General features: G+C 42.0%; 16 protein-coding genes. 6 read left to right on the top strand and 10 right to left on the bottom strand.

What is annotated here, in order from left to right; translation table 11 throughout:
• The first annotated feature begins 103 nt into the window (after positions 1 to 103).
• Positions 104 to 3,412, top strand: a complete 3,309-nt coding sequence (gene dpdE / locus NSTC731_RS11625) for a protein DpdE (RefSeq protein WP_445630933.1) — start codon at positions 104 to 106, stop codon at positions 3,410 to 3,412.
• Between the two features lie 331 nt (positions 3,413 to 3,743).
• Here the strand turns inward: dpdE and NSTC731_RS11620 are convergent, their stop codons facing one another.
• The 3 genes from NSTC731_RS11620 to NSTC731_RS11610 form a co-directional block, all read right to left on the bottom strand.
• A complete protein-coding gene (locus NSTC731_RS11620; protein WP_445630932.1) occupies positions 3,744 to 4,763 on the bottom strand; it encodes a tRNA-dihydrouridine synthase family protein in 1,020 nt (339 codons plus the stop codon).
• A gap of 166 nt (positions 4,764 to 4,929) precedes the next feature.
• A complete protein-coding gene (locus tag NSTC731_RS11615) occupies positions 4,930 to 6,291 on the bottom strand; it encodes a protein kinase domain-containing protein (RefSeq protein WP_445630931.1) in 1,362 nt (453 codons plus the stop codon).
• A 227-nt stretch (positions 6,292 to 6,518) separates the two neighbouring features.
• Positions 6,519 to 7,109: a flavodoxin family protein gene (locus tag NSTC731_RS11610; protein WP_445630930.1), complete on the bottom strand. Its 591-nt coding sequence runs from the start codon at positions 7,107 to 7,109 to the stop codon at positions 6,519 to 6,521.
• Between the two features lie 158 nt (positions 7,110 to 7,267).
• On the opposite strand from NSTC731_RS11610, the gene NSTC731_RS11605 reads away from it, so the two are divergent.
• Entirely contained in the window at positions 7,268 to 7,765 is a 498-nt protein-coding gene (locus NSTC731_RS11605) for a GNAT family N-acetyltransferase (protein ID WP_445630929.1), read from the top strand.
• Between the two features lie 251 nt (positions 7,766 to 8,016).
• Here the strand turns inward: NSTC731_RS11605 and NSTC731_RS11600 are convergent, their stop codons facing one another.
• The 3 genes from NSTC731_RS11600 to NSTC731_RS11590 form a co-directional block, all read right to left on the bottom strand.
• Entirely contained in the window at positions 8,017 to 8,577 is a 561-nt protein-coding gene (locus NSTC731_RS11600; protein WP_445630928.1) for a hypothetical protein, read from the bottom strand.
• A gap of 225 nt (positions 8,578 to 8,802) precedes the next feature.
• Positions 8,803 to 10,152: a cytochrome P450 gene (locus NSTC731_RS11595; protein ID WP_445630927.1), complete on the bottom strand. Its 1,350-nt coding sequence runs from the start codon at positions 10,150 to 10,152 to the stop codon at positions 8,803 to 8,805.
• A gap of 44 nt (positions 10,153 to 10,196) precedes the next feature.
• Positions 10,197 to 12,089 carry a lipoxygenase family protein gene (locus NSTC731_RS11590; protein ID WP_445630926.1) on the bottom strand — a complete coding sequence of 631 codons (1,893 nt, stop codon included), beginning with the start codon at positions 12,087 to 12,089 and terminating at the stop codon, positions 10,197 to 10,199.
• A gap of 730 nt (positions 12,090 to 12,819) precedes the next feature.
• On the opposite strand from NSTC731_RS11590, the gene NSTC731_RS11585 reads away from it, so the two are divergent.
• The gene (locus NSTC731_RS11585; protein ID WP_445630925.1) at positions 12,820 to 13,857 is read left to right on the top strand and encodes an aldo/keto reductase; all 1,038 of its coding nucleotides are present in this window, start codon (positions 12,820 to 12,822) and stop codon (positions 13,855 to 13,857) included.
• Between the two features lie 226 nt (positions 13,858 to 14,083).
• Positions 14,084 to 14,641: a recombination mediator RecR gene (recR, locus tag NSTC731_RS11580; RefSeq protein ID WP_322638705.1), complete on the top strand. Its 558-nt coding sequence runs from the start codon at positions 14,084 to 14,086 to the stop codon at positions 14,639 to 14,641.
• A 35-nt stretch (positions 14,642 to 14,676) separates the two neighbouring features.
• Here recR and NSTC731_RS11575 read toward each other — a convergent pair whose 3' ends face one another.
• The 3 genes from NSTC731_RS11575 to NSTC731_RS11565 all read right to left on the bottom strand — a co-directional run bounded on the left by NSTC731_RS11575 (position 14,677) and on the right by NSTC731_RS11565 (position 20,786).
• Positions 14,677 to 15,249, bottom strand: a complete 573-nt coding sequence (locus tag NSTC731_RS11575) for a prolyl hydroxylase family protein (RefSeq protein WP_445630924.1) — start codon at positions 15,247 to 15,249, stop codon at positions 14,677 to 14,679.
• Between the two features lie 97 nt (positions 15,250 to 15,346).
• The gene (locus NSTC731_RS11570) at positions 15,347 to 18,589 is read right to left on the bottom strand and encodes a PAS domain-containing protein (RefSeq protein ID WP_445630923.1); all 3,243 of its coding nucleotides are present in this window, start codon (positions 18,587 to 18,589) and stop codon (positions 15,347 to 15,349) included.
• A 250-nt stretch (positions 18,590 to 18,839) separates the two neighbouring features.
• Complete coding sequence (locus NSTC731_RS11565; protein ID WP_445630922.1) at positions 18,840 to 20,786, bottom strand: amino acid transporter; 1,947 nt, start codon at positions 20,784 to 20,786, stop codon at positions 18,840 to 18,842.
• A 772-nt stretch (positions 20,787 to 21,558) separates the two neighbouring features.
• Here NSTC731_RS11565 and NSTC731_RS11560 point away from each other — a divergent pair.
• A complete protein-coding gene (locus tag NSTC731_RS11560) occupies positions 21,559 to 22,377 on the top strand; it encodes an Rpn family recombination-promoting nuclease/putative transposase (RefSeq protein WP_445630921.1) in 819 nt (272 codons plus the stop codon).
• 60 nt (positions 22,378 to 22,437) lie between these two features.
• On the opposite strand, the gene NSTC731_RS11555 is transcribed toward NSTC731_RS11560, so the two are convergent.
• Positions 22,438 to 23,514, bottom strand: a complete 1,077-nt coding sequence (locus tag NSTC731_RS11555; RefSeq protein ID WP_322714619.1) for a PIN/TRAM domain-containing protein — start codon at positions 23,512 to 23,514, stop codon at positions 22,438 to 22,440.
• A gap of 474 nt (positions 23,515 to 23,988) precedes the next feature.
• Here NSTC731_RS11555 and hemW point away from each other — a divergent pair, with 474 nt between their 5' ends.
• Entirely contained in the window at positions 23,989 to 25,170 is a 1,182-nt protein-coding gene (gene hemW / locus NSTC731_RS11550; RefSeq protein WP_445630920.1) for a radical SAM family heme chaperone HemW, read from the top strand.
• Positions 25,171 to 25,175 lie beyond the last annotated feature (5 nt).

Genomic DNA, 25,175 nt, shown 5'->3' with positions numbered 1-25,175 from the left:
GTAATACCAGTTTATTATTTATAATGTTGATCGATAAAACTGCCAGATATGGGCTAAAAACTAGTCTGGAAGGTTCTTTTAGTGTGTTCAGGGGACTGGATCTATGATTAAGCTTGGTTTATTGGTACAGTCCCAGAATAACTCTTTGGGTATCGGAAAAGTTACGGAAATATCTGATACCAATGCAAATGTGGAGTATTTCTGCTCTATAGGCCAACGTCTCCAAAAAACTTTACCTTTAAGTTCGCTCTCTCAAGTGAAGCTGGAACCCCAGGCTCGATGCTATATTAAGTCCCAAACTCAGGATAAGTGGATAGTTGGCAGAGTTTTTATCTGGGATGATGATACAGAAATGTATCAAATTGATTTACCAGATAAGAAAACTGCGATCGCATCTGTTGAAGATATTTACGTTCGGTGTAATCTACCAAATACAGACCCCATCCAAACTCTGGCGATGAAGGGTCACGAAACGCCCTATTTCCACGACAAAAGATTGGCTTTCGTGAAATCCTTGACTCAGCAACGCGCTGTGAGTCGCGGGATGACGGGACTGATTTCGGCAAATATTAATCTTTATCCTCACCAAGTTGAAGTAGTCAGGCGGGTACTAGAAGACCCAATTCAACGCTACTTGTTAGCAGATGAGGTGGGACTGGGAAAAACCATCGAAGCGGGTGCGATTCTGCGTCAATTTCTTCTCGACGAACCGAAAAAAGGTGCGGTGGTGATAGTTCCGCAATATTTGCTCAAACAATGGCGGACTGAGTTAGAAAACAAGTTTTACATCTCCCATTTTGGCAAACGGGTAGCGGTGCTGGCGGTTGAAGATATTCATAAAATCAACCTGAAAGCAAGGATAGGCTGCTTAATTTTAGATGAAGCTCATCACATCGCAGCAATGGCAACCTCTAAGGATGCAACAGTGCGCCAGCGTTTTCAGACTTGCAAAGAACTGGCTCATAAAAGCGATCGCTTACTTTTATTATCTGCCACTCCGGTTCTCAATCACGAGCAAGATTTTCTGGCGATGTTGCACTTACTCGACCCGACAACCTATAAATTGGGCGATTTAGCAGGTTTCCGCACCAAAGTTGAAAGCCGTCAGCAAATTGGTAAACTTCTGCTTTCTTTTAAAGAAGGTGCAGAACCAGAGGTTCTCAAAAGCAACTTGCAGCAACTACGAAAGCTCTTGGCTGAGGATAAGTATTTACTGAAGCTGGCGGATGATTTAGAAAATTTACCAGCAAATTCTACCGAGCAAGAGCAAATCGTCCAAGCAATTCGCGTCCATGTCAGCGATATCTATCGACTACATCGGCGAATGCTTCGCAACCGTCGCGCTGCGGTGGAAGATGTGATCTTTGACCGTAACTTTACGCCGAAAGAAGAGTATGATTTAGACGAGCGATCGCTTGATATCCACGAACTACTCAATCAATGGCAAAGTGTTGCTCCTGATGAAAAGCAATATCAGCGAATTTTTCTGTTGTTATTCTTAGCTGCTGGTACTTGGTTAGGCATTTTAGAGCAGGTAATTACAGCGCGTTTAACTGGTAAACCTCATACTAAACTCACCCAGGAGTTTAAAGAAGATGATATTCGCCTATTAACTACAACCCCCAAATTCTCAGGCGAAGAAGAGATTCTGCAATCCTTACTAAAAATTATTCGTCAACCTCAAGAGGACGGACAACGGACGGAAAATTTAAAAACAGTGCTGCTGAATCAGCTAGGTACTTATTTCAAAATTCCCGCAAACGTTCGGAAGAATCAAAAGGAGTTCATCACCAGAATACAGCAGAGAATCAAAAGACCAATTACTGGCGATATTCTGCCCAAATTTGTTGTATTTACCAGTTTTGTGCAAACCGGTGGCGAAATTGTCCGATATTTATCTAATACCTTTGGTGCAGAGACAATAGCTAGCCATCAATTCGGAGAATCGCCAGACAAAGTTGAGGAAGGCTTAAATCGGTTCAAGAATAACCCCAACTGCTTTATTTTAGTATGCGATCGCTCTGGAGAAGAAGGGCGTAACCTCCAGTTTGCCGATTGGTTAATTCATTTTGACCTGCCTTGGTCGCCTAATCAATTAGAGCAGAGAATTGGCAGACTGGACCGCATTGGCAGCAAAATTGGCATCCAATCTAGTGCCTTGATTGGCCCCTATTTGGAAGATAGCCCTCACAATGCTTGGTATAAAGTATTGAAAGATGGCTTTGGTATTTTTCAACAATCAATTGCCAGTCTCCAGTTTTATGTTGATGAGAAACTTGCAGAATTAGAAACAGTTTTGTTTAAATCAGGTGCGGCTGGATTGTTAGAGATGGTTTCACCAATTCAAGAGCAAATTGAAGCAGAAATCGCCAAAATTAGCGAACAAAATGCTCTAGATGAAATTGATGCAAACGATGAAATTGCTACCGAGTATTTTCAAGACCTAGATAATTACGATGCTCGTCATCTAGAAATTAAACGAGCAATTGAAGGCTGGATTTGTGACGCGCTGGGATTCAGAGGACTGAATAACCCCGATTCATCAGAGATGCGACGTTATCAACCGACAACGCGGACATTGGTGCCGATAAATGAGTTAAAAGACCGTTTTGCAGAGAGTTATCTAGACCAATTTGGTACTTATAATCGCAGAGTGGCAAACCAGAATGCTGGTGTTAAACTCTTTCGAGTTGGCGAAGGATTTATCGAAGCACTCTTGAACTATATTAACTGGGATGACCGAGGTGAAGCCTTTGCTCTATGGCGCACTGATGCATCTTGGGACGCGAAAGAAGGGAAAGAGTGGTTCGGTTTTCAATGCAATTATGTAGTCGAGGCAAATTTAAAAATTGCCAAACAAGTTTTACTAGATAACAAACTAGATAATTCTCAATTCAAAAACTTGCAGCGCCGCGTTGATGCTCTATTTCCACCAATCATAGAAACTATCTATGTTGATGGTCGCAAGCAGCCAATCCGGGTTGTTGAGGATAAAGCACTCTTAAGTATTCTGCAACGTCCATATAAAGATAAAAACAATAATCAAGGACGAGATTACAACTTAGCAAAAGAGCGCTTAGGAATTATTGACGATTTTGTTGACCCTAGTAAATGGCAAAATTTTTGCTATGAAATGCGTAACACTTCTTCAGAATTACTTGCCAATCGTCCCGATTTTATTGATTTATGTCAAAGTTGTGCTAAAGTCGCCGAAAAAAAATTAGCCAATAGAGTAGAACAATTACGACTACGTTTAAATCAGCAAAGTTGGGATAACGCATTAGCTGAAGAATTGAAGATAGAAACTGCTTTAAATGCAGCCATTCTCGAAGGAATTCGCCAGCCGCTTCTGAGACTTGATTCTGTGGGTTTTATTGTAGTATCGGGGCGATCGCTTGTGCAATTTGAGTGATATTGTGTGCGATTAAATAGCTTGGGTAATTCTATTTGATTTGCACAGATTGAGAGCTTGAGATCCCCGACTTCTTTAAAAAGTCGGGGATCTTTTTATTCTGGTGTTATTGATGATATTGCTGTAAAAACATATACACTATGTTTCAAATTGCAACACATGCTTAGGTAAAGACGCGATGAATCGCGTCTCTACAAATGGTCTATTTGTCGCATTCTTTTTTCCAATTACTGGTATCACTTATGATTACCGCATCTGTGCAAAAATCGCAAAAGCCTCTTTCCCCCTGCCCCTACGGTCTAAATGGATAAATTTTTAGCCGGACACGATATTACACGCTCAAGGAAGGTGCTAGGGCTAAAGTTTTTGTCAAATCACTAAGAAGAACGCGATCGCACAGGTTAAACAGTTCTGCCTCAGTAGAAGTATGTCGCATCAACCGTAAAAAATGACCTTCAGTGTCAACACTCAGGGCAATGTAGTTGAGGAACATTTTCAGATAGCCGAGGCGCGATCGCTCTGGCATAGTTGCTGCTGTGGGGGTTTGCCATAAACGATCGATATAGTTGCGTACCTCCGCCAAAGGAACGGGCGCGATCGTCTCGAAGCGCAAAGCCTGGCGAATTTGATTAAAAATCCAAGGATTCCCAATCGCCCAGCGTCCTACCATCACACCCGCCGCGCCTGTTTGAGAAAGCACTTCAACAGCAGTTGTCGCCGAGTTGATATTGCCATTAGCCAGCACTGGACAATGGACTTGTCTAACTGCTTCAGCGATTAAATCATATTTCACTGCCCCGTGGTACATATCTTTCACCGTGCGACCATGTAAAGAGAGCAAATCAATACTGTGGCGATTGATTATATCTAGAATTTTGTAAAAATTATCTGTATTTTCAAAGCCTACACGCATCTTGACGGTTAAAGGTCGATCGCAGACTGCTTGTCGCAATTCTCCCAAAATCCGATCCACTTTTTCCGGCAAGAGTAGCAATCCACCCCCAACATTTTTGCGATAGATTCTAGGTGCTGGACAGCCCATGTTCAAGTCAACTCCAGCGATATTATAGTTGCAAAGTTCCTTTGCTGTTCTTACTAAATCTGGAATACTTTCGCCAATCATTTGCGCAAAAACGGGACGACCTGTATCGTTTTCGGTGATTGCTGCCAGAATGCTACGATTGAGCCGTGAAGTATCATTGACGCGGAAATATTCGGTGAAAAAGTAGTCAGGGCTGCCATAGTGGGCAATCACCTTCATAAACCAGAGGTTTGTCACATCCTGCATGGGCGCAAGAGCGGTGAGGGGTAAGTGTGGATAGAACGATTGGGGGAGAGATACCTGGGGCATAAAGATGAAGAGCGATCGACAAAGCTCACTGTTAAATTATAAATAGCTAGACGTAAATCAATTAGAGTTTGTAGTAAGGACTTTAGTCCTAATTATCATTGCTTTGAGCAATGAATCGCTCACTATAAACTAGGAGTTTATTAGTAATCTTATTCAACAATTTTTTTTAGAGAAACTGATTAATACCACAAGCTGCTAATTTTACAGCTAAAGCATCGGGGTAGCGCCACAGTTGAGAACCACCAATCCAAAGACGTGAGGGTAAATGACCGATTGGTGCTTTGAGACTAAAATTGAATTCCGAATTTGCATAACTAGAATTGTATATATGCCAACCAACTTGATTACAAAAAACTCCATAGTCTCCATTCACGTTTTTGTAAATAAGTGTCTGTACGCTAAAACCAAAGCGTTTATGACTGTAATTTACCCATAAAAAGTCAATAGTCTGCAAATCTTCACAGGGAAGTTTCTCAAGATCGCTACTAAATATATAACTCCCACTAGGTTTTGCTAGCGCTTGACATATTAGTTCCCAAGTTTCTTTATCTGCTGATTCCCATTTTCCTTTTGCTAATAAATCACGTAAATGTGTATAATCAATAGTATTTACTGTACGATAATTAGAAATATTTAGCAATTTCTTTGGTTGTTGCTCCAGTGTCTGTAAAACTTCTGTTGCCGATTGGAAGCGTTGCGAAACAGCATTTTGTAAAAGTTTATCTAAGATTTCACAGAGGTGAACGCTAACAGTATTGTTTGCGGGTAAATGTTCTTGCCATACCCAGCGATCGCTAGCAATATCGAATAAATCAAAGGGAGAAACATTGGTAAGTAAGTAAATACATGTTACACCCAAGCTGTAAAGATCGCTGGCTGGCAATGCCTTTCCTCGCATTTGTTCGGGAGCGATATACTCTGGGCTACCTACTATGGTGCCTGTACGAAGCTGCTTCATGTTATTGGCGAATTTAGCAACTCCGAAATCGATTAATACCAGGTCTCCTCGACCCGAACGGCGCATAATATTTTCCGGTTTAATATCTCGGTGGATTACTTGTCGAGAATGGATAAATTGCAATGTGAGCAATAAACTTTTTAATATCTCCCAAATTTGCGGTTCTTGAAAAACGCCCTGTTTTTGTAATTCCTGAGCGAGTGTTTGTCCATCGACTAATTCTTCAACGATATAAAACTTTTGATTTTGTTCAAAGTGCGCTAGTAATTTGGGTATTTGAGAGTGTTCTAGTTCATTGAGACGAAGCGCTTCTTGATGAAATAAATTGACTGCCTTGTGCCAATTCTCAGTATTTTCCTTTTGAAAACATAGTTGTTTGATTGCACATTTGGGCCGGTCTGGAAGATGTTCATCAATAGCTAAAAACGTTCTCCCAAAGCCACCGCTTCCAATGACCGCGAGTGGACGATATCGCTGTTTAAGTAATAATTCCTGACCACAACTATTGCAAAAACGAGAACTGTCAGAATTATGTGGACGTAGGCAATCAATATTAGTACAGTAGCTCATACTACAGGAGTTCTATTTGTTGGAATTACTATATATAAAGTATTCCCATTAGAAAAGCACTCTTATTAGTAGAAAAAACAGCGATGCTAGGTTGGGCTACGCCTACGCACTTTAGAAGTTTTAGCATAGTAGCAGTGTAGTGCCTGTTGCAAGCGATCGCTGCATTGCTGCAACTTTGAATTTGTGTCAGATACAAGAGTGCTACAAACTAATAAAAGTATCAAAAGCTACTTAACCCAACGTTTGGTTGCCTCTGCAATCCGTTCCCCAAAGCGTAGTGAAGTCAGATAATCGCCCGAATCTAGCACTGGTTCTTTGCCACTCATATCGAGTTGACTTTGACCCATGACACCTAGAAATCCTCCGAGTCGATTTACCCCATCATCTTTACCAGATAAAAAGCTTTGCAAGTCTCCAACATTTACCCAAATCATCCCATGTTGGGCTGCGTTGGTAGCTAAATAGAGGAGTGTACTTTGTTTATCGCCACTAGGAGAGCTGGAATGGGTAAAACCCCCAGCGATTTTGTCTTTCCATCCGTGTCGGAACCAAATTTCGCTAGCAGCATCAATAAATGCCTTGAACTGAGCCGCAACACCACCCATATAAGTAGGAGAACCAAAAACAATTGCATCAGCTTGATTGAGAGTTGCTATTACCTCATCATTCTTCCAACGACCATTGACTATCTGCTCTCCAGTAACCCGTAGCAGTTCAACAGTGGTGTCTTTAACTTTATTTGCACCTTCAGCAATAGCTTGGGCCATAAGATGAGTATGACCTGCACCAGAAAAATAGATAATTGCAACAGTGGGCATAGGAGGTTTAGTTAAAATTTTGACTGAAACTGAACGAGAAATATCATAAAGACTACTGGCTGATAAAGTAAAGCAGTCAATCTTAAAGTCATTTCTGTTATTCTTCTAAAAGAAAATTCTTTTGCTCCAAGTCTTTCTCCTATTTATATTAACCAGGTATGTGTCTCAATGATGTAGCGATCGACCGTGCCAGCCCCAGTGATGTTACTGGAATCGTCAAGTTGGCCCAAGCCAATGACGCAGAACATGGTGGTATGTTATTAGGTCATCTTGAGCCAGAGGCTGTGATGATGACTATCTCTCAAATGCCAAGCGTTGTAGCCCGAAAAAATGGTCAAGTTGTGGGATTTTTACTCAGTTGGTCAAAGACAACTGCTAATCTACCAATTATAAAGGTGATGTTACAAACCTATCCTGGTACAAAAGATGCTTACTTGTATGGCCCTATTTGTGTTGATGAAACGATGCGTGGGCAAGGTATTGCTGCGGGAATGTTTGCTAAGTTGAAAGATTTGCTACCAAAGCAGGAAGGAATACTGTTCATCAAGGCAAATAACAAAGCATCACTTCAAGCACATCAAAAGATGGGTATGTGCAAGATGGCAGAGTTCATCTATGAAGGCACTGAATTTTTCATATTCGCGTATAATAGCTAATACCATTTTAGATTTTGGATTTGAGATTTTGGATTGGGAATTGCCTTGGTGCGTCTGGCTTGGTGTGAATCCATGTGTCGCAATCATTTTTCCAAATGGTATAACTAATTGATAGGTTCTTTTTAAAATTAAATTGAGTAGCTAATCTGGATCGTTTAGTTATTTACTACTTGCTTAATCTGGAATGTGACAAGAGTTAGTGATGGGAGGGCGATAAGGCTCTAAGCTTTAGCTGACTAACCTAAGCCGAATCAATTTGAGTGGCGTTCAATTACTAAACATTCATTTTGTACTCTGGTAAGCATATCGTTAAAAGCAGGAGTATAAGAACCATCTTTATCAACAACCCTACGGAGAGTATACTCACCAGCCCGAGAAAGTCCGCCAAACCAAACGTTCTTTCTGTGCCAGATATCTCCATTGAGAGAATTTTTGTCTTGGGACATTGTGAAACTGACAATCGATTTTGGAACTGATATTCCTAGAAAAACAGGTGTGACTTGAGCTTGTTGCAAAGTTTCATCTTCAAACTGAATTTTGTAACTTACTTTAAACCATTGAATTGAACGTAGTAATATCCAGCCAGCAATCGAGTCATGAAAAGTCCACTGTAACGGGGCAAATATCGGTAAAAGCAAAGTTCTATTTTCTATATCCCATTCTAAATTGTACATAGTAATGCAAGTATCTGGCAGTGGATTGCCATCCATAAAAAACACACCCTTAAGGACAGATGGTAAGTTTGTTTCTTTGATTGGAATCATCCAGATTGCAATATTATTAAGTTGCTTTTTTTCAATTAATTCAGTCATATAATTTGTAATTACTTCCTTTGTGCTAAAATAATACCTAAATTTTTAACGAACCGAGTCAGAGAAAAGATGAGTAATCTGGCGTTAGAAAAAGAGTAAAATCAACTCAAAAATCCAGAACAATTACCAAATTATAATTCAGGAATGCCACTTGCTTTAAGCTTACATAATCGAGCACGAGAAGTAAGGGCACACATCTGTGCGCCCCTACTGTAAGTCTCTTACTCACAGTCGTTGAGCAAAACCTTGTAGTACTAAATTATTAGGAGTAACGGCAGTCACTTTTTCAAAATCCCATTTGACTTCTGTAATTGAGTCCCATTGATAGTTGTGGAGCAGATGTAAACAGAAAATTTTGATAAAGCCAATTGATAAGGATTTCCCAGGACAAGCTCGTTCATGCTCTTCGCCATTCCAAGATAAGATATCTGAAAAATTCCGTGTTAGGTCAAAATCATCTGGATTTTGGTATCTATTGGCATCCCGATTAGCTGTAAGAATAGAGCCAAGCAAGCGAGTACCTTTTTGGAATGGACATTTTTGTTTTCCAATCTCAACTTCACCTGCTTCAGTAGTGAGTTGGCTAACAAATCGCACAGGTGGATAGAGACGAGCCGTTTCTAAAATCACTTGATTGAGAAGTGTTAACTGTTCTAGAGCGTCTGAGTCTAAAGTTTTCTTGCCATTCCAGACTGCATTCACTTCTGACACTACATCATTTCTGAGAGTATTATCTAAGCAAAGAACACCAATCACAGATCCTAAAAGCGCACTCGTGCCGGCAGTTCCGGCGATATGAATCATATCGAAAAGGGTATTAGCAATTTGGTGTTCGTTCAACTGATACTGAGCGCCTGTTTCAAAGTAAGATGCCCATTTAGGTGATTGTTTATATCGGTTAATTAAATATTGACGATGCCGAATTCTTGGCGCTGTTAATATTGCCAGCAGATACTTGCTGATAAAATTAGGCAAGGATGCAAGAGCTAAACCTTTAATGTAACTATCGGATGCTGTGATTTCTTCCTCAGATAAAGATATCTGAAAAACTAGTTGATGCAAACTCGACAGCATAATCTTTGGCAAATCGTTGCCGATGTGTAATTTGTTTTGTTTAGCAGCTTCTAACAGGCTTTGCTCAACTAGATTCCCTAAAAAGTCTATCTGTCCTGACGGTTCCGGTAAGGCTTGTAAGATTACAGTACGTAATCCTGTGTGTTCGTTACCGTTTGTTCCCAGGCTCAGAGGATTATCCAGCAGGTAGCTTGGAGCTAATATTCTGATGATGCCTAAATCATTTCCCCGCAGTTGTGGTTGGGTTTGCATTAATTCTCTTACCTGGGAGTGAGAGGAATGCATAATTGCTTGGTCTACTGCAAAATACTTGTCTCCAATATTGTCTTTACGGATGTAAAGAAAGTCCCGCCATGCATTGAGCATGATTGACGCATCCATGTAATAAAAAATCAAGCGGAGAAACTTGCCGATCGCAGTATCGTAACCTACTTTGGCTAGTATAGGTGCAAGCCAAAGCTGGCGATCGTGATTTTTGAGAACTTTATCTTTAAGTGTCATTGTATTTATTTTGGGTCATTGGGCATTGGGCATTTGTTTCCAATTCAGATATTGATGCTCTGAGGAATTTTAGAAGGAAGTAAATATTCATAAGGTGGACGGTGTAAATTACGTTGCTTGATGGTATCTTCTACCTGCTGAAGATGACTCTGGAATGCTTGTAGCAAAGGTTTTACTTTTTGGTCTGTAAAGTATCCTTGCTGATAATCGCCCAGCTTGTTGTAATACACAGACCCCAACAAGCTGAGTAGGTTGTATTGCCGTTGTGCCTGATCTAAGGGAGGGAGCAAATTAAGGTAGTCTTGCTCAGTAACTTCTCTTTTGAGAGTTGAGGCTGGTAAATAACCTGCCAATGGTATGGCTGCGGCGTAGCCCATAAAATCTTTTTGCGGAAAGTTAACCGCAGCGTGTTGGGCGCTGGCAGTGAAAATAATCAGCGTAGTGGCATCAATCAGGTAATTGAGCGTTTTGATACCTCCATCTTCGCCAAAATCGGGGATGCGACCACCATCGTAAGCTGGGATTTCGGCTGCCCACGCTTGCAATTCTCTATCTTTTTGAATGTCTTCATCCGTGGTGTAGTAAAGATTCAGGTAGTCTGCAACCCATTGATGAATGGCATTCCAGACTAGTAGGGCATCATCTCGGTAAGGATAAATAGGCAAGAGGTTGGGATCGTCTACACCGCGCTGTTGGAATTGCTTAGGTAAGATGGCGCTATTAAAACCATAGCTTTGCAACCCTAGCACTGCTAAAACGCGAGAGTTATCGATTGATGATGAGAGTAATCTATCGACACCACCGCCTGGAGCTATGAGAATCCGTTGGGCGGCATCGTTGATTGCTAAGGTGCTGTCAAAATGCGGGCGCAACAAAATTCTTAGGGGATGGGTAAGTGGTAGTTGTCTTGCGGTGGCGATCGCAAAAGCACCAACTAACAAGTGAGTTCTTGCTAGATGAGTGACAGCTTCGTGGTAGTTGGCATCTGCTATTTGGACAATTGTTTTGGCAAAAAGCCAAGAGTATTTACCGGAGTTAGGGGTAACAATTGGATAATCTGGGCCTGGGGTTTGACCGCATTGAATGGCTATCGGCCGCAATAAACGGTTGGGGTCTGAGCCTTTGGGTAAGGCAAACAGTGCTAAAGGAGCATAGAGATATTTTTGCTCGTGTGGGAATGTTCCGTTGACTGCACCATCTAAAATTTTATAGTCAGCTAAGTAGAGTCTGCCTTCAAGTCCGGCTGCTGCTAATGAGTCGTCAGTTCCCATCACGCCTTGGTAATGTTCCTCTGTGACTGGGAAGCGATCGCCTGGAGTCGTTACTCGCGCGATCGTGACGGGATTGTAGCCAGCCACTCGCATATAGGCAAATACTTCATCTTCTTGGTAAGTTTTAGCGATCGCTGGCACACTGATCGCTTGAAACAAATTTTCGTAGTCCTTGAGACTGGTTGCATGTCCTGTCCGCTGTCCTTCGTATAGAAGGTTAATTATCCTATTTAGAGCATCTCTGAGGATCACAAGTCCGTTTTCTTTCAGAATAGAATAAAAAAGATCGTCGAGTTCTCTAACATCCTTAGATATACCTTTGAGTAAAAACTGAGGGATAATTTGCAGGATTCTTGCCAGAATATTGATTTTTATTGGTACTGCTCCCTTGAGCAAGGCTTCTAAAATAAACCTTGCGACATCATCACGAATCGATTTAGAACCTTGATTGCCTCTATTGACAATCAAGGTATTGATAAACACAACTCGTAACTGCTGGGCTAATAAAAAATACCAGTTAGTGGTGAACTCTTCGGCAAGAGAAAGCCGATCTAGCATTGCAATTGATGGAATATGGATGTAGTTATATTGATACTCTTGTCTAGCTATATCTAAAGTATGAGTACTTGATGAACTGATTAAATTTTCTGGTGATGAAGCAGTCATTGACTCTACTCATGTTTAGTACGGGGAACTTTAATAGTTTAAGATAAACAGGTTTGATTTACCTAAACGTATTATCGCAATCAAGTTTAAAATTACGATTTTTCTACATAAATTTTCTCGAATTTATCAACTCTTAAACCACGCACTAAATGTTTTAGGGCTTACGCAAACTCTACGAACTATCGGCGTTATTGGCGTCTTGATGGTAGCCTTCGGCAAGCCGCAAAGCGTCTACGATCAATTAAGCTTTTTGGCTATTTTTGCGTAAGTCCTGGTTTAAAAATCTTGCAAAAAATATTTAGCAATACAAATAATATTTGCCAAGATTTAGAAACAATTCTCAAAGAAAACTTTCGGACTAAAGTATTGTGTTGGAGTTGACATTTTAACTACTGAAACGAGAGCGAGAATACAACGATCGGATTCTTCCTCTGCTGCCGATGTCTCCAATGCTTCCTCTACTTACACAACGATAAAATCTTATAGCGTTTCCTAGTCTGTTGAGATACAAATCTCTGCGTACCTCTGCGCTTTACTTTGCGTCCCTTTGCGTTTCAAAATATTATCTGTACCTCACGTAACAGGTAATCGCTATATTCTATTACCTTCCCTCTATCAAAAATCTATCTCTACCTCAGTGCCTTTATCCTTCAAGAGTTAGAAGCAACGAATTTTGCTCCATGCAAAGCTATGAAAGAAAGTTCTCATACTGTGGCAAAAGGATAAATTTGTGGATATTAGCAGACGAAATTTACTGAAGGTAGTTTCTGCTTCTGGTTTAGGTGGAGCTGGGGTATTTGCTTTACAAGGTTTAACCAAACAGGTTTTAGCGCAAAATCAGTCTACCCCACTCCAGACAAAAAAAGGGGAAATGCTCTACAGGCAACTAGGACGCACCAAAGAACAAATATCTGTAATTGGTCTAGGTGGTCATCATATTGGTAGACCAAAAGATGAGCAAGAGGGTATTAATCTGATCCGTACTGCTCTCGATCGCGGGATCAATTTTATGGACAATAGCTGGGACTACCATAATGGAGGTAGCGAAATTCGCATGGGTAAAGCTCTGCAAAATGGCTATCGTCAAAAAGCTTTTCTGATGACTAAAATCGACGGGCGCACAAAAAAGGCGGCGGCTCAACAAATTGATGAATCTTTAAAACGTTTGCAAACAGACCACATTGATTTGTTGCAGCATCATGAAGTCATTCGTATGGAAGACCCAGACCGGATTTTTGCCCCTGGTGGTGCGATGGAAGCAGTGGTGGAAGCACAAAAAGCTGGCAAGATTCGCTACATAGGCTTTACTGGACACAAAGATCCTTTAGTACACCTGAGAATGTTGGAAGTTGCCAATCAAAATAACTTCCGTTTTGATGCAGTGCAGATGCCATTAAATGTGATGGATGCCCATTTCCGCAGTTTTGAGAGGCAAGTTTTACCCAGACTGGTTCAAGACGGAATTGCTGTACTGGGGATGAAATCAATGGGCGACCAAAACATTCTCAAAAGCAATGTGGTCAAACCGATCGAATGTCTGCATTACGCAATGAATCTGCCAACTTCAACGGTGATTACAGGCATTGAAAGTATGCCCATCTTAAACCAGGCTTTCGAGGCAGTACGTACTTTTACACCCATGAGTCAGGAACAAGTTAAAGCATTACTGAATCGGACTCGCCAAGCTGCTCTCAAAGGTCAATATGAACTGTTTAAAACTACTAACCAATTTGATAGTACAGCCAAAAATCCTGAGTGGTTGGGATAAGTTTTTGCTAGGGCGTGTTTGAAAACTAAGGTTCACAGCAAACAAGCGTATATCCTGCTGTGGACACAAAACTGGCATAGCTGCAAAGCCCAGAACTGAGCGATCGCGAGTTGGAAGTGTCGCGCCTGATGGAAGTACTCAAAAAATGTCATCATAGTTAAAGTGAAAACATTCTGGAGACAAGACAACGGTTTACGCACGCCCTTTAGCACGGTTAATTGAACAATTGCAACGCCTACCGGGAGTTGGCCCCAAAAGTGCCCAACGACTGGCTTTGCATATTTTGAAACGACCAGAAGCAGAAGTAGAAGCTTTGGCACAAGCTTTAGTTGAGGCAAAAAAACAGATAGGCTTGTGTTCTGTTTGCTTTCACTTATCTGCTGAACCTGTTTGTGAAATTTGCCGCAATGCCAACCGTGACAATAACACTATCTGTGTTGTTGCAGATCCTCGTGATGTGATTGCATTAGAAAAAACCCGCGAATACAAAGGTAAGTATCACGTTTTGGGCGGGGTGATTTCGCCAATTGATGGAATTGGCCCAGATCAGCTGAATATACTAGCTTTGCAGCGTCGGGTGAGTCAGCAAAAACCTCAAGAAGTAATTCTGGCAATTAGTCCGAGTGTAGAAGGGGAGACCACAACCCTGTATATCGGTCAGCTATTGAAACCATTTACTAAGGTGACACGGATTGCTTTTGGTTTACCTGTAGGTGGCGATTTGGAGTACGCAGATGAAGTTACTTTGGCGAGGGCGTTAGAAGGACGCCGGGAGTTAGATTAAATTTTGTTAATTTTGCTGGTTAATCACTTTCTCGACTATTGACTGTACATAACATCCGATCGCAAGACGTACTTTCGCCCCTGAATAATAATAGCGCCCTCATGTACTAGTTCGTGGACAAAACACAAAGCCATACCTGTGACTGGAAGCACAGCTAGATTAGATAAATCTCCGTAGTACTCAGGAAGATAAAAGCGGGTTTCACCGCCTTCAAAGCCTTCATTCAGATAAATCATGAAAGTCAATAAACTTTCCTCACCATTCGTTCGTCGATAAGCACCATCATGGTGAGGTGCAAACCTCTGACCTGGATCGTAGCGATAAAAACGAAAACGCTCATTCAGCCCAACTGGATGCCATCTACCAATGGTCTTGGGGATATAATTTGACACACGCTGCCATAAATCAAAAGCACGCTCCCGGTCATCCAGAATAACGCGCTGATTATTGCGGATGTCGGGACGCATTTTAAAACCCCGGTGGGTAGTAATAGGAGCATCTGTATAACCGATGTTTTCTGTTAAAGTAATATACTCAGCGCATTCTGCTGGCGAAAGAATATTTTCCAACGTGAAAATTTGGTTGCGAAGCAAATCTTTCTTGGTCATGGTTAAGTTGATTGAGATTTAAGCTTGATGATAGTGTATTCCTTATAACTCAATACGGTTCAGTTGAGCCTAAAATCTAATAAACAGAAATAGAGTTTTAGCGATGATTTTGCCCTAGCAATTCTGTAATTGAGGTGAGTAATTCAGTTGGTTGTACTGGTTTGGCAATGTGTTTCTGAAAACCAGCTGCTAAAACTCGATCGCGATCGCTTTCTCCAGCATAGGCGGTAAGAGCGATCGCCGGAATTTCCCCGCCCTCCTCTTTCGGCATGGCTCTAAGCATCTTAATCAAGCTGTAGCCATCCATTTCTGGCATTCCTAAATCACTGATTAATAAATTAGGTACAGCCTGTGCTATAATCATCAGCGCCTCTTTTACTGATGCTGCGGCAGTTATCAACGCCCCATTCTGTTGTAGCAAGAAGTGCAAAAACTCTCGTGTGTCAACATCATCATCAACAATTAATACCCGTAGTCCACGCAGAACTGACGAGTTAAATTTCTCGCCCGCTCCTCCTGCTTTCTCTGCACCGTCAGTTTCCTTCATCACGGGCAGTCTGACAGTAAAAACTGCTCCCTGTCCAATTCCTGGACTAGCTGCTCTGACAGTACCACCATGCAACTCTACTAAGTGACGAACTATTGCCAATCCCAGTCCCAGTCCGCCGAATGTCCTGGTTGTGCTGCTATCGGCTTGACGAAAATATTCAAATACGTGGGGTAGAAACTCTGGGGAAATACCTTGACCTGTATCTTTAACTTGAATTAGTGCTGAGGGGAAAGTTAATTCACGACTCAATGATAAACTGATTTCCACTGAACCACGAGAGGGAGTAAACTTGACTGCGTTCGAGAGTAAATTCCCGACAACTTGCTGTAAGCGATTATAATCGCCTAACACTTTACCAACATTGGGGTCAACCTGTACTTTAATCTGGATAGATTTGGTTTCGGCAATTAACCGGACTGTTTCTAATGCAGCATCAATTACAGCTACTAAGTTAACGGTGGCAAAAGTCAGGTTTAACTTACCGCGAATAATTCGGGAGACATCCAACAACTCATCAATTAATTGAATCTGCAATTGAGCATTTCTTTCGATGGTTTCTAAAGCACGATTTGTAGTCACTTCATCAAATTTGCGGCTTTTGAGTAGCGATGACCACCCTAAAATTGGGTTGAGAGGCGATCGCAATTCGTGAGAGAGAATTGCGAGAAACTCATCTTTATTCCGGTTTGCCTGTTTGAGTTCCTCTGCTTGTTGCCTAAGTGCTTTTTCTAATTGTTTCCTGGGGGTTAAATCAAGAATAAAACAGATCCAAGATGCGGGATCTCGCTCCACCAAGGCACCACCAATTAGTATCGGAATACGGGAACCATCCTTACGAATGTATTCTTTTTCAAAGGGAGTAAATAGCCCAACCGTTAAAAGTTGTTCTAGCCCCTGCCGATCGAGAGCATGATATTCAGGTGGAGTGATGTGTTGTCTGCGTATCTTACCTGTCAATAGTTCCTCTCGCGTATAACCCACCATTTCTAAAAAAGCCTCGTTCGCCTCAGTAATGTAATCAGGAGTGGCGAACATAATGCCAATAATGTTGGAATCAACTAAGCGCCTTAATTGAGTTTCGCGGTGGCGCAAATCATTTTCTACCTGTTTGCGTCGGGTAATATCCTGGGTAGTACCCATCATTCGTACTGGCTTACCCTTGGCATCATAAAAGACGCGACCTTTAGCAGCAATCCAATGAATACTACCATCAGACCAAGGGATGCGGTATTCGATGTCACACTCAACATTTTCCTCCAGAGAGCGGGCGATCGCTTCATGAATGCATTGGCGGTCTTCTGGATGTACAGTGTTGAGGAAAATCTCAAAGCTAATTTCGGCTTCTAGGGACACTCCAAACAGTTGATAACATTTCTCTGTCCAAATTACCTCGTTGGTGGTGATATTCCAAAACCACATACCCAGTTCAGCAGCATTAGTCGCCAACCGAATCCGTTCTTCACTCTCGCGCAGATTTGTTTCAATTTTTTGACGTTCCCATAAAGCCGCTTGCTGTTCGGTAATATCAGTACTTGCACCAACTACTCTAACCACTTGAGCATTTTCATCCCGGACTGCAAACCCCTGATCTACCACCCACAAATAACGGCCATCCTGGTGACGCACTCGATATTCAATCCGATAACGGTTTCCATTGGCCATACTAGCGATGAACTGATCGTTAACTCTTTGTTGGTCATCGGGGTGGATGCGTTCTTGCCACCACTCGAAAGTCGGTTCTGTTTCTTCTTGGGTGTAGCCAAAAACCTGGGTTAGACCCTGAGTTCTTTCCACAGTATTTCTGCTAATCTCCCAGTCATAAATTAGGCAATTAACCGCCGCCGCAGCTAGCTCAAACCTTTCGTTACTTTGCCGCAAAGAAGTTTCTATGTGTCGTCGTTCTGTAATATCAAAAGCGATCCCCAAAAGATATTGCGGCAATCCATCAGCAGTTCTGCTGTGCACAGTATCATAGCTACAAAACCAGCGCCACTCTCCATTAGCGTGTCGAATTCGGTATTCAAAGCTGAGGACTTCACCCTGATAAGCAGAATTAAATTGTTCTAAATAGCTAGGGAGTCGAGCCAAATCTTCAGGGTGTAGAAGTTGAGTAAATAACTCCTTTCCCATCGCCTGGATTTCTACTGGTGTATAGCCCCAACTTTGAGCAATTTCGTAATTAACGTAAGAATTTCGCTGCTCAATTAAGTCATAAATGTAGATTATCCCCGGAAGAGTGCCAGCAATTTGTTGAAACAGACGATGACTATCCCACAGTCTTTGAAATTCATCTGCATCAAATCGTTGAGTATCTTGTTCGCAATTACAGTCTTCCTCTGACTGAGCGTGCTTAGATTCCGTAATATCCGAAAAAGTTGTCACAATCGCATACAGATTGCTTCCTTCAGTTTGAAACAGAGGTTGCGAGGAAAACAATAGCCAGACTAGCTCACCATTTGGCTTATAAAAGCCACACACCACATTTAAGCAAGGTTTACCTGTATTTTGAGTAACCCTCGTCGGGTGAGCTTTACTGAGTAAAGGAGAGCCATCTTGATGAATAAATTGCCACTTGGGATCGAGCAAATTTTGCCCTACAAGCTGTTGGGCGGTCAGTCCCAAAATGCGATCGCTAGCGGCATTGCAAGCCTGGATAGTGCCATCAGGCAACTGAAGCACCATTCCTTCTTCTTGACTGGCTACTAGCGAAGAATTTGCCTTTTTACTAACTTGCCGATGCAGCAGCTTGTGATTAGCCAGCTGGTTGTGCAACTTTTCCGCGTCTGGCATTCTAAAAAGTTAAATAATTTTAAAGTTAATCTCAGATTAAGCGACTCATCTTTACATAAATTTTAAGGCAATTCGTTCAAATTTGAGGTAAAAGCTGCGATCGCTACTTCTATCATTGGTTTATTTTTTGCCACATCTTTATAGGACAAGGGGAAAAAGAAAAGGACAAGGGGATGGGGGGATGGGGTGACAAAGGGAAACTTGTCCCCTTGTCCCCTTGTCCCCTTGTCCACTCGTCCTCTTCCGTGAATCAACCCCCAACATGAATACCAGGTCGCATATCGGGATTCTTTTCAGCCCGCCGCAGTACTTCACGGGTAACTACAGCAATGTCACCTTCGCCAAACAAGATAAAACGCAATAGGTATTGTATGGGATTTCCCTCAACCCAGCCAAAGTAAGCATGGGGAATCTTACCTGTTTGGTCGCGAATGTAAAGTAGTAAAGCTGCGATCGCATTCGGTACTGCTGCGCTTTCAGCCCGGAGGATGCGATAGTCACCAACTTGTACCCCTTTTACTACGATCGCATCCGCAAATTCCGAAGCATCGGATACATGAATTTCTAAAAACAGAACTGGATCGTTGGCTGGAATATGATTGTCTTCGCGTACCTCTTTCTCTTTCATAAAATACTCTAGGACATCGCCCGTATTCAACCGATTTGCAATCAGTCGTATTGTTCCCTGGCTATCTTCGGCAAAGAATTGTCTAGCAAGTTCGTCAATTTCAATTCGCTCTGCTCGCAGTTCCGTTGAACGCCAAACACGAGAAACCAGCGAGGTAAAAATGATCGCACCGATGAAAAACCCAGCAATCCTAATCCCTTCTGGTCTTTCGATGATATTAACAATGGTGGTATATAAAAATAACAGTGTAATGATGCCAAAAACGAGTCTGGCCCGCTTCTGTCGGTGACGATGGGCTGATAAGGTGACGGCAAAGGCGGCTGAGGTGATCAACACTAGTACACCAGTTGCATAAGCCCCACCTTGGGCTTCTACACTTGCTTTAAAGATAATTGTGACAACAAAAGCGATCGCTGTGTAGACTAACACCAAAGGTCGGGTTACTCGTGCCCAATTGGGCGCCATGCCATAGCGTGGTAGGTAGCGAGGCACGATATTTAATAGCCCTGCCATTGCAGATGCACCTGCAAACCACAAAATAGAAATAGTACTTAAATCGTAAATTGTGCCAAAGGCATTGCCTAGATATAGATGTGCTAAATAAGCAAGGGCCCGTCCGTTAGCTTTGCCCCCTGATGCAAATTCTGCGGCTGGAATCAATAGAGTGGTTATAAAACTGGTGGTAAGCAAAAAGAAGCTCATAATTAGAGCAGCAGTGGTGAGCAACTTGCGTGTATTCCGAATCCGCCCTTTGGGATGATGCGAAGTGCTGTTACTGCTACCTTTAACCAGGGGCATAACGGTAACACCTGTCTCAAAACCTGACAATCCCAGCGCGAGTTTTGGGAAGATGAGCAAAGAGATGCCGATTAGCATCAAAGGGTTAGAATGGCGTGCAAAAAGTGCAGTTTGCCAATTCGGGATCGTTTCTGTGTGATTTAATATCTGATACGCGCCAACGCCAACGACAATGAAGTTTAACAGCAGATAAGCTCCCACCAAAACTACTGCAATCCCAATGGCTTCTCGGAAACCTCTCAAGAAGACTGCACCTAGTAGTGCAACTAATATCAGGGTAACTGCGATCGGCTGATTGTGAAGCCAAATTGGTGTCAGCGGATTTTCGATGATATGGGCTGTGGCATCGGCTGCTGACAAGGTAATGGTAATAATAAAGTCAGTTGCCACAAACCCAAGTAAGCACAGTACAAGTAATTTGCCTTGCCACCAGGAAAGTAAACGCTCTAACATTGCGATCGACCCTTCACCATGAGGGCTTTCGGCAGCAATGCGCCGATAGATTGGCAACGCTCCAAACAGCGTCAGCAAAACCAGAACCAGGGTAGCTATAGGAGAAAGAGCGCCAGCCGCCAGTGCTGCAATCCCTGGTTGATAGCCAAGGGTCGAGAAATAATCTACACCAGTCAAGCACATCACCTGCCACCAAGAATGCTGGCGATGTGCTTCTTCCTTGCGGTAAGGCCCTTTTTTCTCTCGTCGGTCTTCTTCAAGCAACCAATGGATTAACTGGCTGCCGAGCCGTTTTGTTGAAACAATTGATTTAGCCATCAAATACGGTTGTGTTGCAAAAGTCGGCTTTGTGATTTTTTAAAGCCTTCGTGGTTTATTAAAATTTTTAACTACAAAGGCATAGCACTATTATTGTATGTTAAGCATCCTGTCCAATTTACAAAATATATAGTAGCTGCTCGTAGTCGTCTACTAGATCGAGATCGTTTGCGACTTTTGGTATAGGAATAATCAATACTACAACCGTATATTTTGGGATTAACACTTTTGCATCCTTAACACCTTGAAGCTGCATAAATTCTAAAAAAACGACGTTGCAAAACTTGGTGTGTACGCAATCAACAAATCAGCCCTAAAATAAAAGTTACTTTTAGTTATATAGGACTCATATTTGATTGGGTGAAAAAACTCAGTACACCCCTAAATCCCTTTTTCTCTGTTCCCTGTTCCCTCCCTACGCAAATATGTTCATTAATCAAATCGGATTCCTATAGGACTCATATTTGATTGGGTGAAAAAACTCAGTACACTTTTATTCCTTTTTACCTGTTCCCTGTTCCCTGTTCCCTGTCCCCTGTTCCCTGTTCCCTGTCTCTACGAGTGATTCAGGAATCAAATCGGATTCCTATATATGATGTTTCTGTAAATGACCATAAGATAATTAGCCTGCTAATCTATAACTCTGTTTGTGTAGCCGCAGACTTTAGTTTGATAGAATTATAGACATATAGTCGTACATAATATACAAACAATGTATTAGATAGGTTTCTAGCATCATGCGAACCCATCTGCACCAACTACACTAATTCAGATGTTTGACAATATCTGCAAGTTTTTAGTTGAGAACTTCTCCAGTGACTTCGCTACATGGTTATTAGGCGAATCTATTAATTTAACAGAACTAAGTCCAAAAGAATTATCTCTCGAACCCATTCGGGCTGATGCTCTAATTCTGTTGCAGTCGGAGCAAAGCATATTGCATTTAGAATTTCAAACCCAAGTCGATGCAGAAATTCCTTTTCGGATGATTGACTATCGATTACGAGCATATCGCCGCTTTCCAGACAAAGCAATGCATCAAGTCGTAATTTATCTCAAGCCAACAAATTCAAATTTGGTGCAACAAAATACATTTACAATTCCTGGGACACGACATGAATTTGCAGTTATCAGACTTTGGGAACAACCTACAGAAGTATTTTTGAGAACACCTGGACTCTTACCTTTAGCGGTCTTAAGCAATACAATTGATCCAGAAATTATACTTGCCGAAGTTGCACGAGAGATTAACGGGATTACAGAATTAAGAACTCAAAGTAATATTGCTGCCTCTACAGCGATTTTAGCTGGTTTAGTATTAGATAAAGAGGTTATTAAACGAGTTTTGAGGTCAGATATTATGCGCGAGTCAGTGATTTATCAAGATATTCTACAAGAAGGTAAAGCTGAAGGCAAGGTCGAAGGTAAGGCCGAAGGTAAGGCTGAAGGTAAGGCTGAAGCGTTACTCGAAGTGGCAAGAAATCTATTTAGTACTGGTATGCCATTAGAGGCGATCGCCAGGGTGACAGGGTTATCAATTGAGCAGTTACAGTATTTACAGGTAAGTGAGTCTCGTGAGTCCAATCAATAAATAATCGGTGCAGTCAACCTGCACCGATTAGTAAGTGTTACTCGAATTGAACATCCCATTTCACGCCAATGCTGAAGCTTGGGGTTTAGCAAAAATCATTCTTCCTGCTGTAGTTTGTAAAGCACTGGTAACTACTACTCGCAGTTCACCACCCACATAACTGCTACCTTCTTCAACAACTACCATTGTGCCGTCATCTAGATAGCCAATGCCTTGGCTGGGTTCTTTGCCTTCCTTGAGGATTTTTAAATCCAGGTTGTCGCCAGGTAAATAACTGGGACGGACGGCATTCACTAAATCATTCACATTCAAAACAGGTACTTTTTGAACACTGGCGACTTTAGACAAGTTGTAGTCGTTGGTTAGCAGTGTGCCGCTAATTTCTTGGGCGAAGCGCACTAACTTGGCATCCACTGTGGGAATATCTTCGTAGTCAACTGCATTAATCAGGATGCGATCGGGATAATCTTCCTTAATACGGTTGAGAATTTCTAGTCCTCTTCTTCCGCGTACCCGCTTTTGGTCTTTGCTAGCATCCGCTACTTGTTGGAGTTCTTGCAAGACAAACTGCGGTACGAGAATTTGCCCTTCTAAAAACCCTGTTTCTAGTAAGGCTTCAATACGACCATCAATAATACAGCTAGTATCTAGAACTTTGGTATTGGCTGGTTTTAATGTTCCTTCCACTACTAATGATTCGACAGTGTTGGGATTAATGAACCGCAATAAACCTCGCCCGTGGGTATCTGCCAAATTCATGCCAGTGACGGAGAGGATGATACTACCGACAACTGCCACCAATGGCTTAATAAATCCAAAATCCGCCGGGATCGGCAGCAAAAATAATGGGGCTAGCATCAGGTTGGCTAGTAATAGCCCAATCACTAACCCGATCGCACGAGTTAAGATCGCTTCTAAAGGCATTTCTTTGACTTGTGATTCTAGGCGACGATATGTCGTCTGGAAACTCAGCCCGATCGCACCACCAATAATAGCGGCAAAGACGGCAACGACTAAGCGTAAAGCTTCTAGATTCGTTACTTGATCTAGCGTCCCATTGGGTAGTAGTTCAATGCTGTAGAACCCTATTCCCGACGCTGCTAGGATAAATGAGAAAATAATAATGGCGTCAAGCATGGTTGTCTTGTTTTCCTGCAACTGTGTTAACCGATAAAGTTAAGTATTTTTTATCTCATCGGTAAGATAAAATGATTGATATTGACTTACACTAAGGGTTTAGGCTGACAATATCTGCAATTATTATAACCAAAGGCTTTTATCTTAATATTTTTCATTGTTTTGTTGTAAAACGACAAAAACTTGTAAATAAACTACTTATTTTGTAAGAATTCAGAATCCAGAATCCAGAAGTCAGAATTAAGAAGACTTTGATACCTAAACTTAATAAGTTTAATAAAATCAAGAAGTCATTACACGCTTGATTTGACAATTATTCTGGCTTTTGGCTCACTTCTCCTGTCGGAGACGCTGCGCGTAGCTTGCTTCCACGAAGTGGTACGACTACGCTCAGTGACCACCTGACTTCTGAATTCTTTCCTCATTTTTATTGTCTCTAATTAGCAGTTGGGTTAACTTAAAACTTTTCTCAAAATGAGTAAAAAATTTACTATTTCTGGAATTGCGAGTTCTGCTTATGTGCATATTCCCTTTTGCAGGCGACGATGTTTTTATTGTGATTTCCCGGTATCTGTTGTCGGCGATCGCTTGCGGGGAGAAACATCTGGTACTATCTCCCAATATGTTGATGTGTTATGTCAAGAAATTGCCATTACACCAGCATTTGGTCAACCTCTGAAGACAATTTTCTTCGGTGGTGGTACTCCTTCGTTGCTCTCAATAGAGCAGCTACAAAGGATACTGACAGAACTAGAGAAGCATTTTGGGATTGCGTCTGGGGCAGAGATTTCTATGGAAATTGACCCAGGTACCTTTGATTTAGCCCACATAGCAGGCTATCGCCGTGCAGGGGTGAACCGGGTAAGTTTGGGCGTACAAGCCTTCCAATCAGAATTATTGCAAAGGGCGGGGCGATCGCACTCAGTTGAAGATATTTTTGCAGCTGTGGAATTAATCCACCAAGTCGAGATTCCCGAATTTAGCTTAGACTTAATTTCTGGGTTGCCGCATCAGTCTTTGGATCAATGGCAGGATTCCTTAGAAAAAGCTGTAGTAATAGCACCCACTCACATTTCCATTTACGATCTTACCATCGAACCAGGTACAGCCTTTGGTCGTTACTACAAACCTGGCGATACTCCTTTACCCACGGATGAAGCCACAGTCAAAATGTACCAGATGGGGCAGCAGATTTTAACTAGTGCAGGTTATGAGCATTATGAAATTTCTAATTATGCTCAACCTGGCCATCAATGTCGGCATAATCGAGTGTATTGGGAAAACCGCCCTTATTATGGCTTTGGCATGGGTGCGGCGAGTTATGTTGAGGGGAAGCGGTTCACTCGTCCGCGTAAAACTAAAGAGTATTACCAGTGGGTACAAGCTGGCGCTGTAATTGATTGTGATGTTACCCCCCCAAAGGAAGTATTGTTAGAAACGTTAATGTTGGGGTTGCGTTTGGCAGAGGGTTTGAGTTTAGCGGCGTTGGTAGAGGCGTTTGGCGAACAGAAGGTGGAGGAGATTTGTCGGTGTTTGCAATTGTATTTTGAGAAAGGTTGGGTGGAAGTTGCAGAGGGAAGATTGCGTTTGATTGATCCCCAAGGGTTTTTATTTTCTAATGTAGTGTTGGCGGAATTGTTTGAGAAGTTGGGGTGACAAAC

This window comes from Nostoc sp. DSM 114167, from assembly GCF_052692655.1.
Note: the sequence above shows the minus strand (reverse complement) of the source record. Positions and strands in the feature narration are given on the sequence as shown.

Bases quoted from the DNA above. Each gene is read 5' to 3' on its own strand.
- NSTC731_RS11620 (WP_445630932.1), bottom strand. From the start codon at position 4,763: ATGCCCCAGGTATCTCTCCCCCAATCGTTCTATCCACACTTACCCCTC.
- NSTC731_RS11590 (WP_445630926.1), bottom strand. From the start codon at position 12,089: ATGACTGCTTCATCACCAGAAAATTTAATCAGTTCATCAAGTACTCAT.
- dpdE (WP_445630933.1), top strand. From the start codon at position 104: ATGATTAAGCTTGGTTTATTGGTACAGTCCCAGAATAACTCTTTGGGT.
- NSTC731_RS11610 (WP_445630930.1), bottom strand. From the start codon at position 7,109: ATGCCCACTGTTGCAATTATCTATTTTTCTGGTGCAGGTCATACTCAT.
- NSTC731_RS11615 (WP_445630931.1), bottom strand. From the start codon at position 6,291: ATGAGCTACTGTACTAATATTGATTGCCTACGTCCACATAATTCTGAC.
- NSTC731_RS11600 (WP_445630928.1), bottom strand. From the start codon at position 8,577: ATGACTGAATTAATTGAAAAAAAGCAACTTAATAATATTGCAATCTGG.
- NSTC731_RS11605 (WP_445630929.1), top strand. From the start codon at position 7,268: ATGTGTCTCAATGATGTAGCGATCGACCGTGCCAGCCCCAGTGATGTT.
- NSTC731_RS11565 (WP_445630922.1), bottom strand. From the start codon at position 20,786: ATGGCTAAATCAATTGTTTCAACAAAACGGCTCGGCAGCCAGTTAATC.
- NSTC731_RS11570 (WP_445630923.1), bottom strand. From the start codon at position 18,589: ATGCCAGACGCGGAAAAGTTGCACAACCAGCTGGCTAATCACAAGCTG.
- hemW (WP_445630920.1), top strand. From the start codon at position 23,989: ATGAGTAAAAAATTTACTATTTCTGGAATTGCGAGTTCTGCTTATGTG.
- NSTC731_RS11560 (WP_445630921.1), top strand. From the start codon at position 21,559: ATGTTTGACAATATCTGCAAGTTTTTAGTTGAGAACTTCTCCAGTGAC.
- NSTC731_RS11595 (WP_445630927.1), bottom strand. From the start codon at position 10,152: ATGACACTTAAAGATAAAGTTCTCAAAAATCACGATCGCCAGCTTTGG.
- NSTC731_RS11575 (WP_445630924.1), bottom strand. From the start codon at position 15,249: ATGACCAAGAAAGATTTGCTTCGCAACCAAATTTTCACGTTGGAAAAT.
- NSTC731_RS11555 (WP_322714619.1), bottom strand. From the start codon at position 23,514: ATGCTTGACGCCATTATTATTTTCTCATTTATCCTAGCAGCGTCGGGA.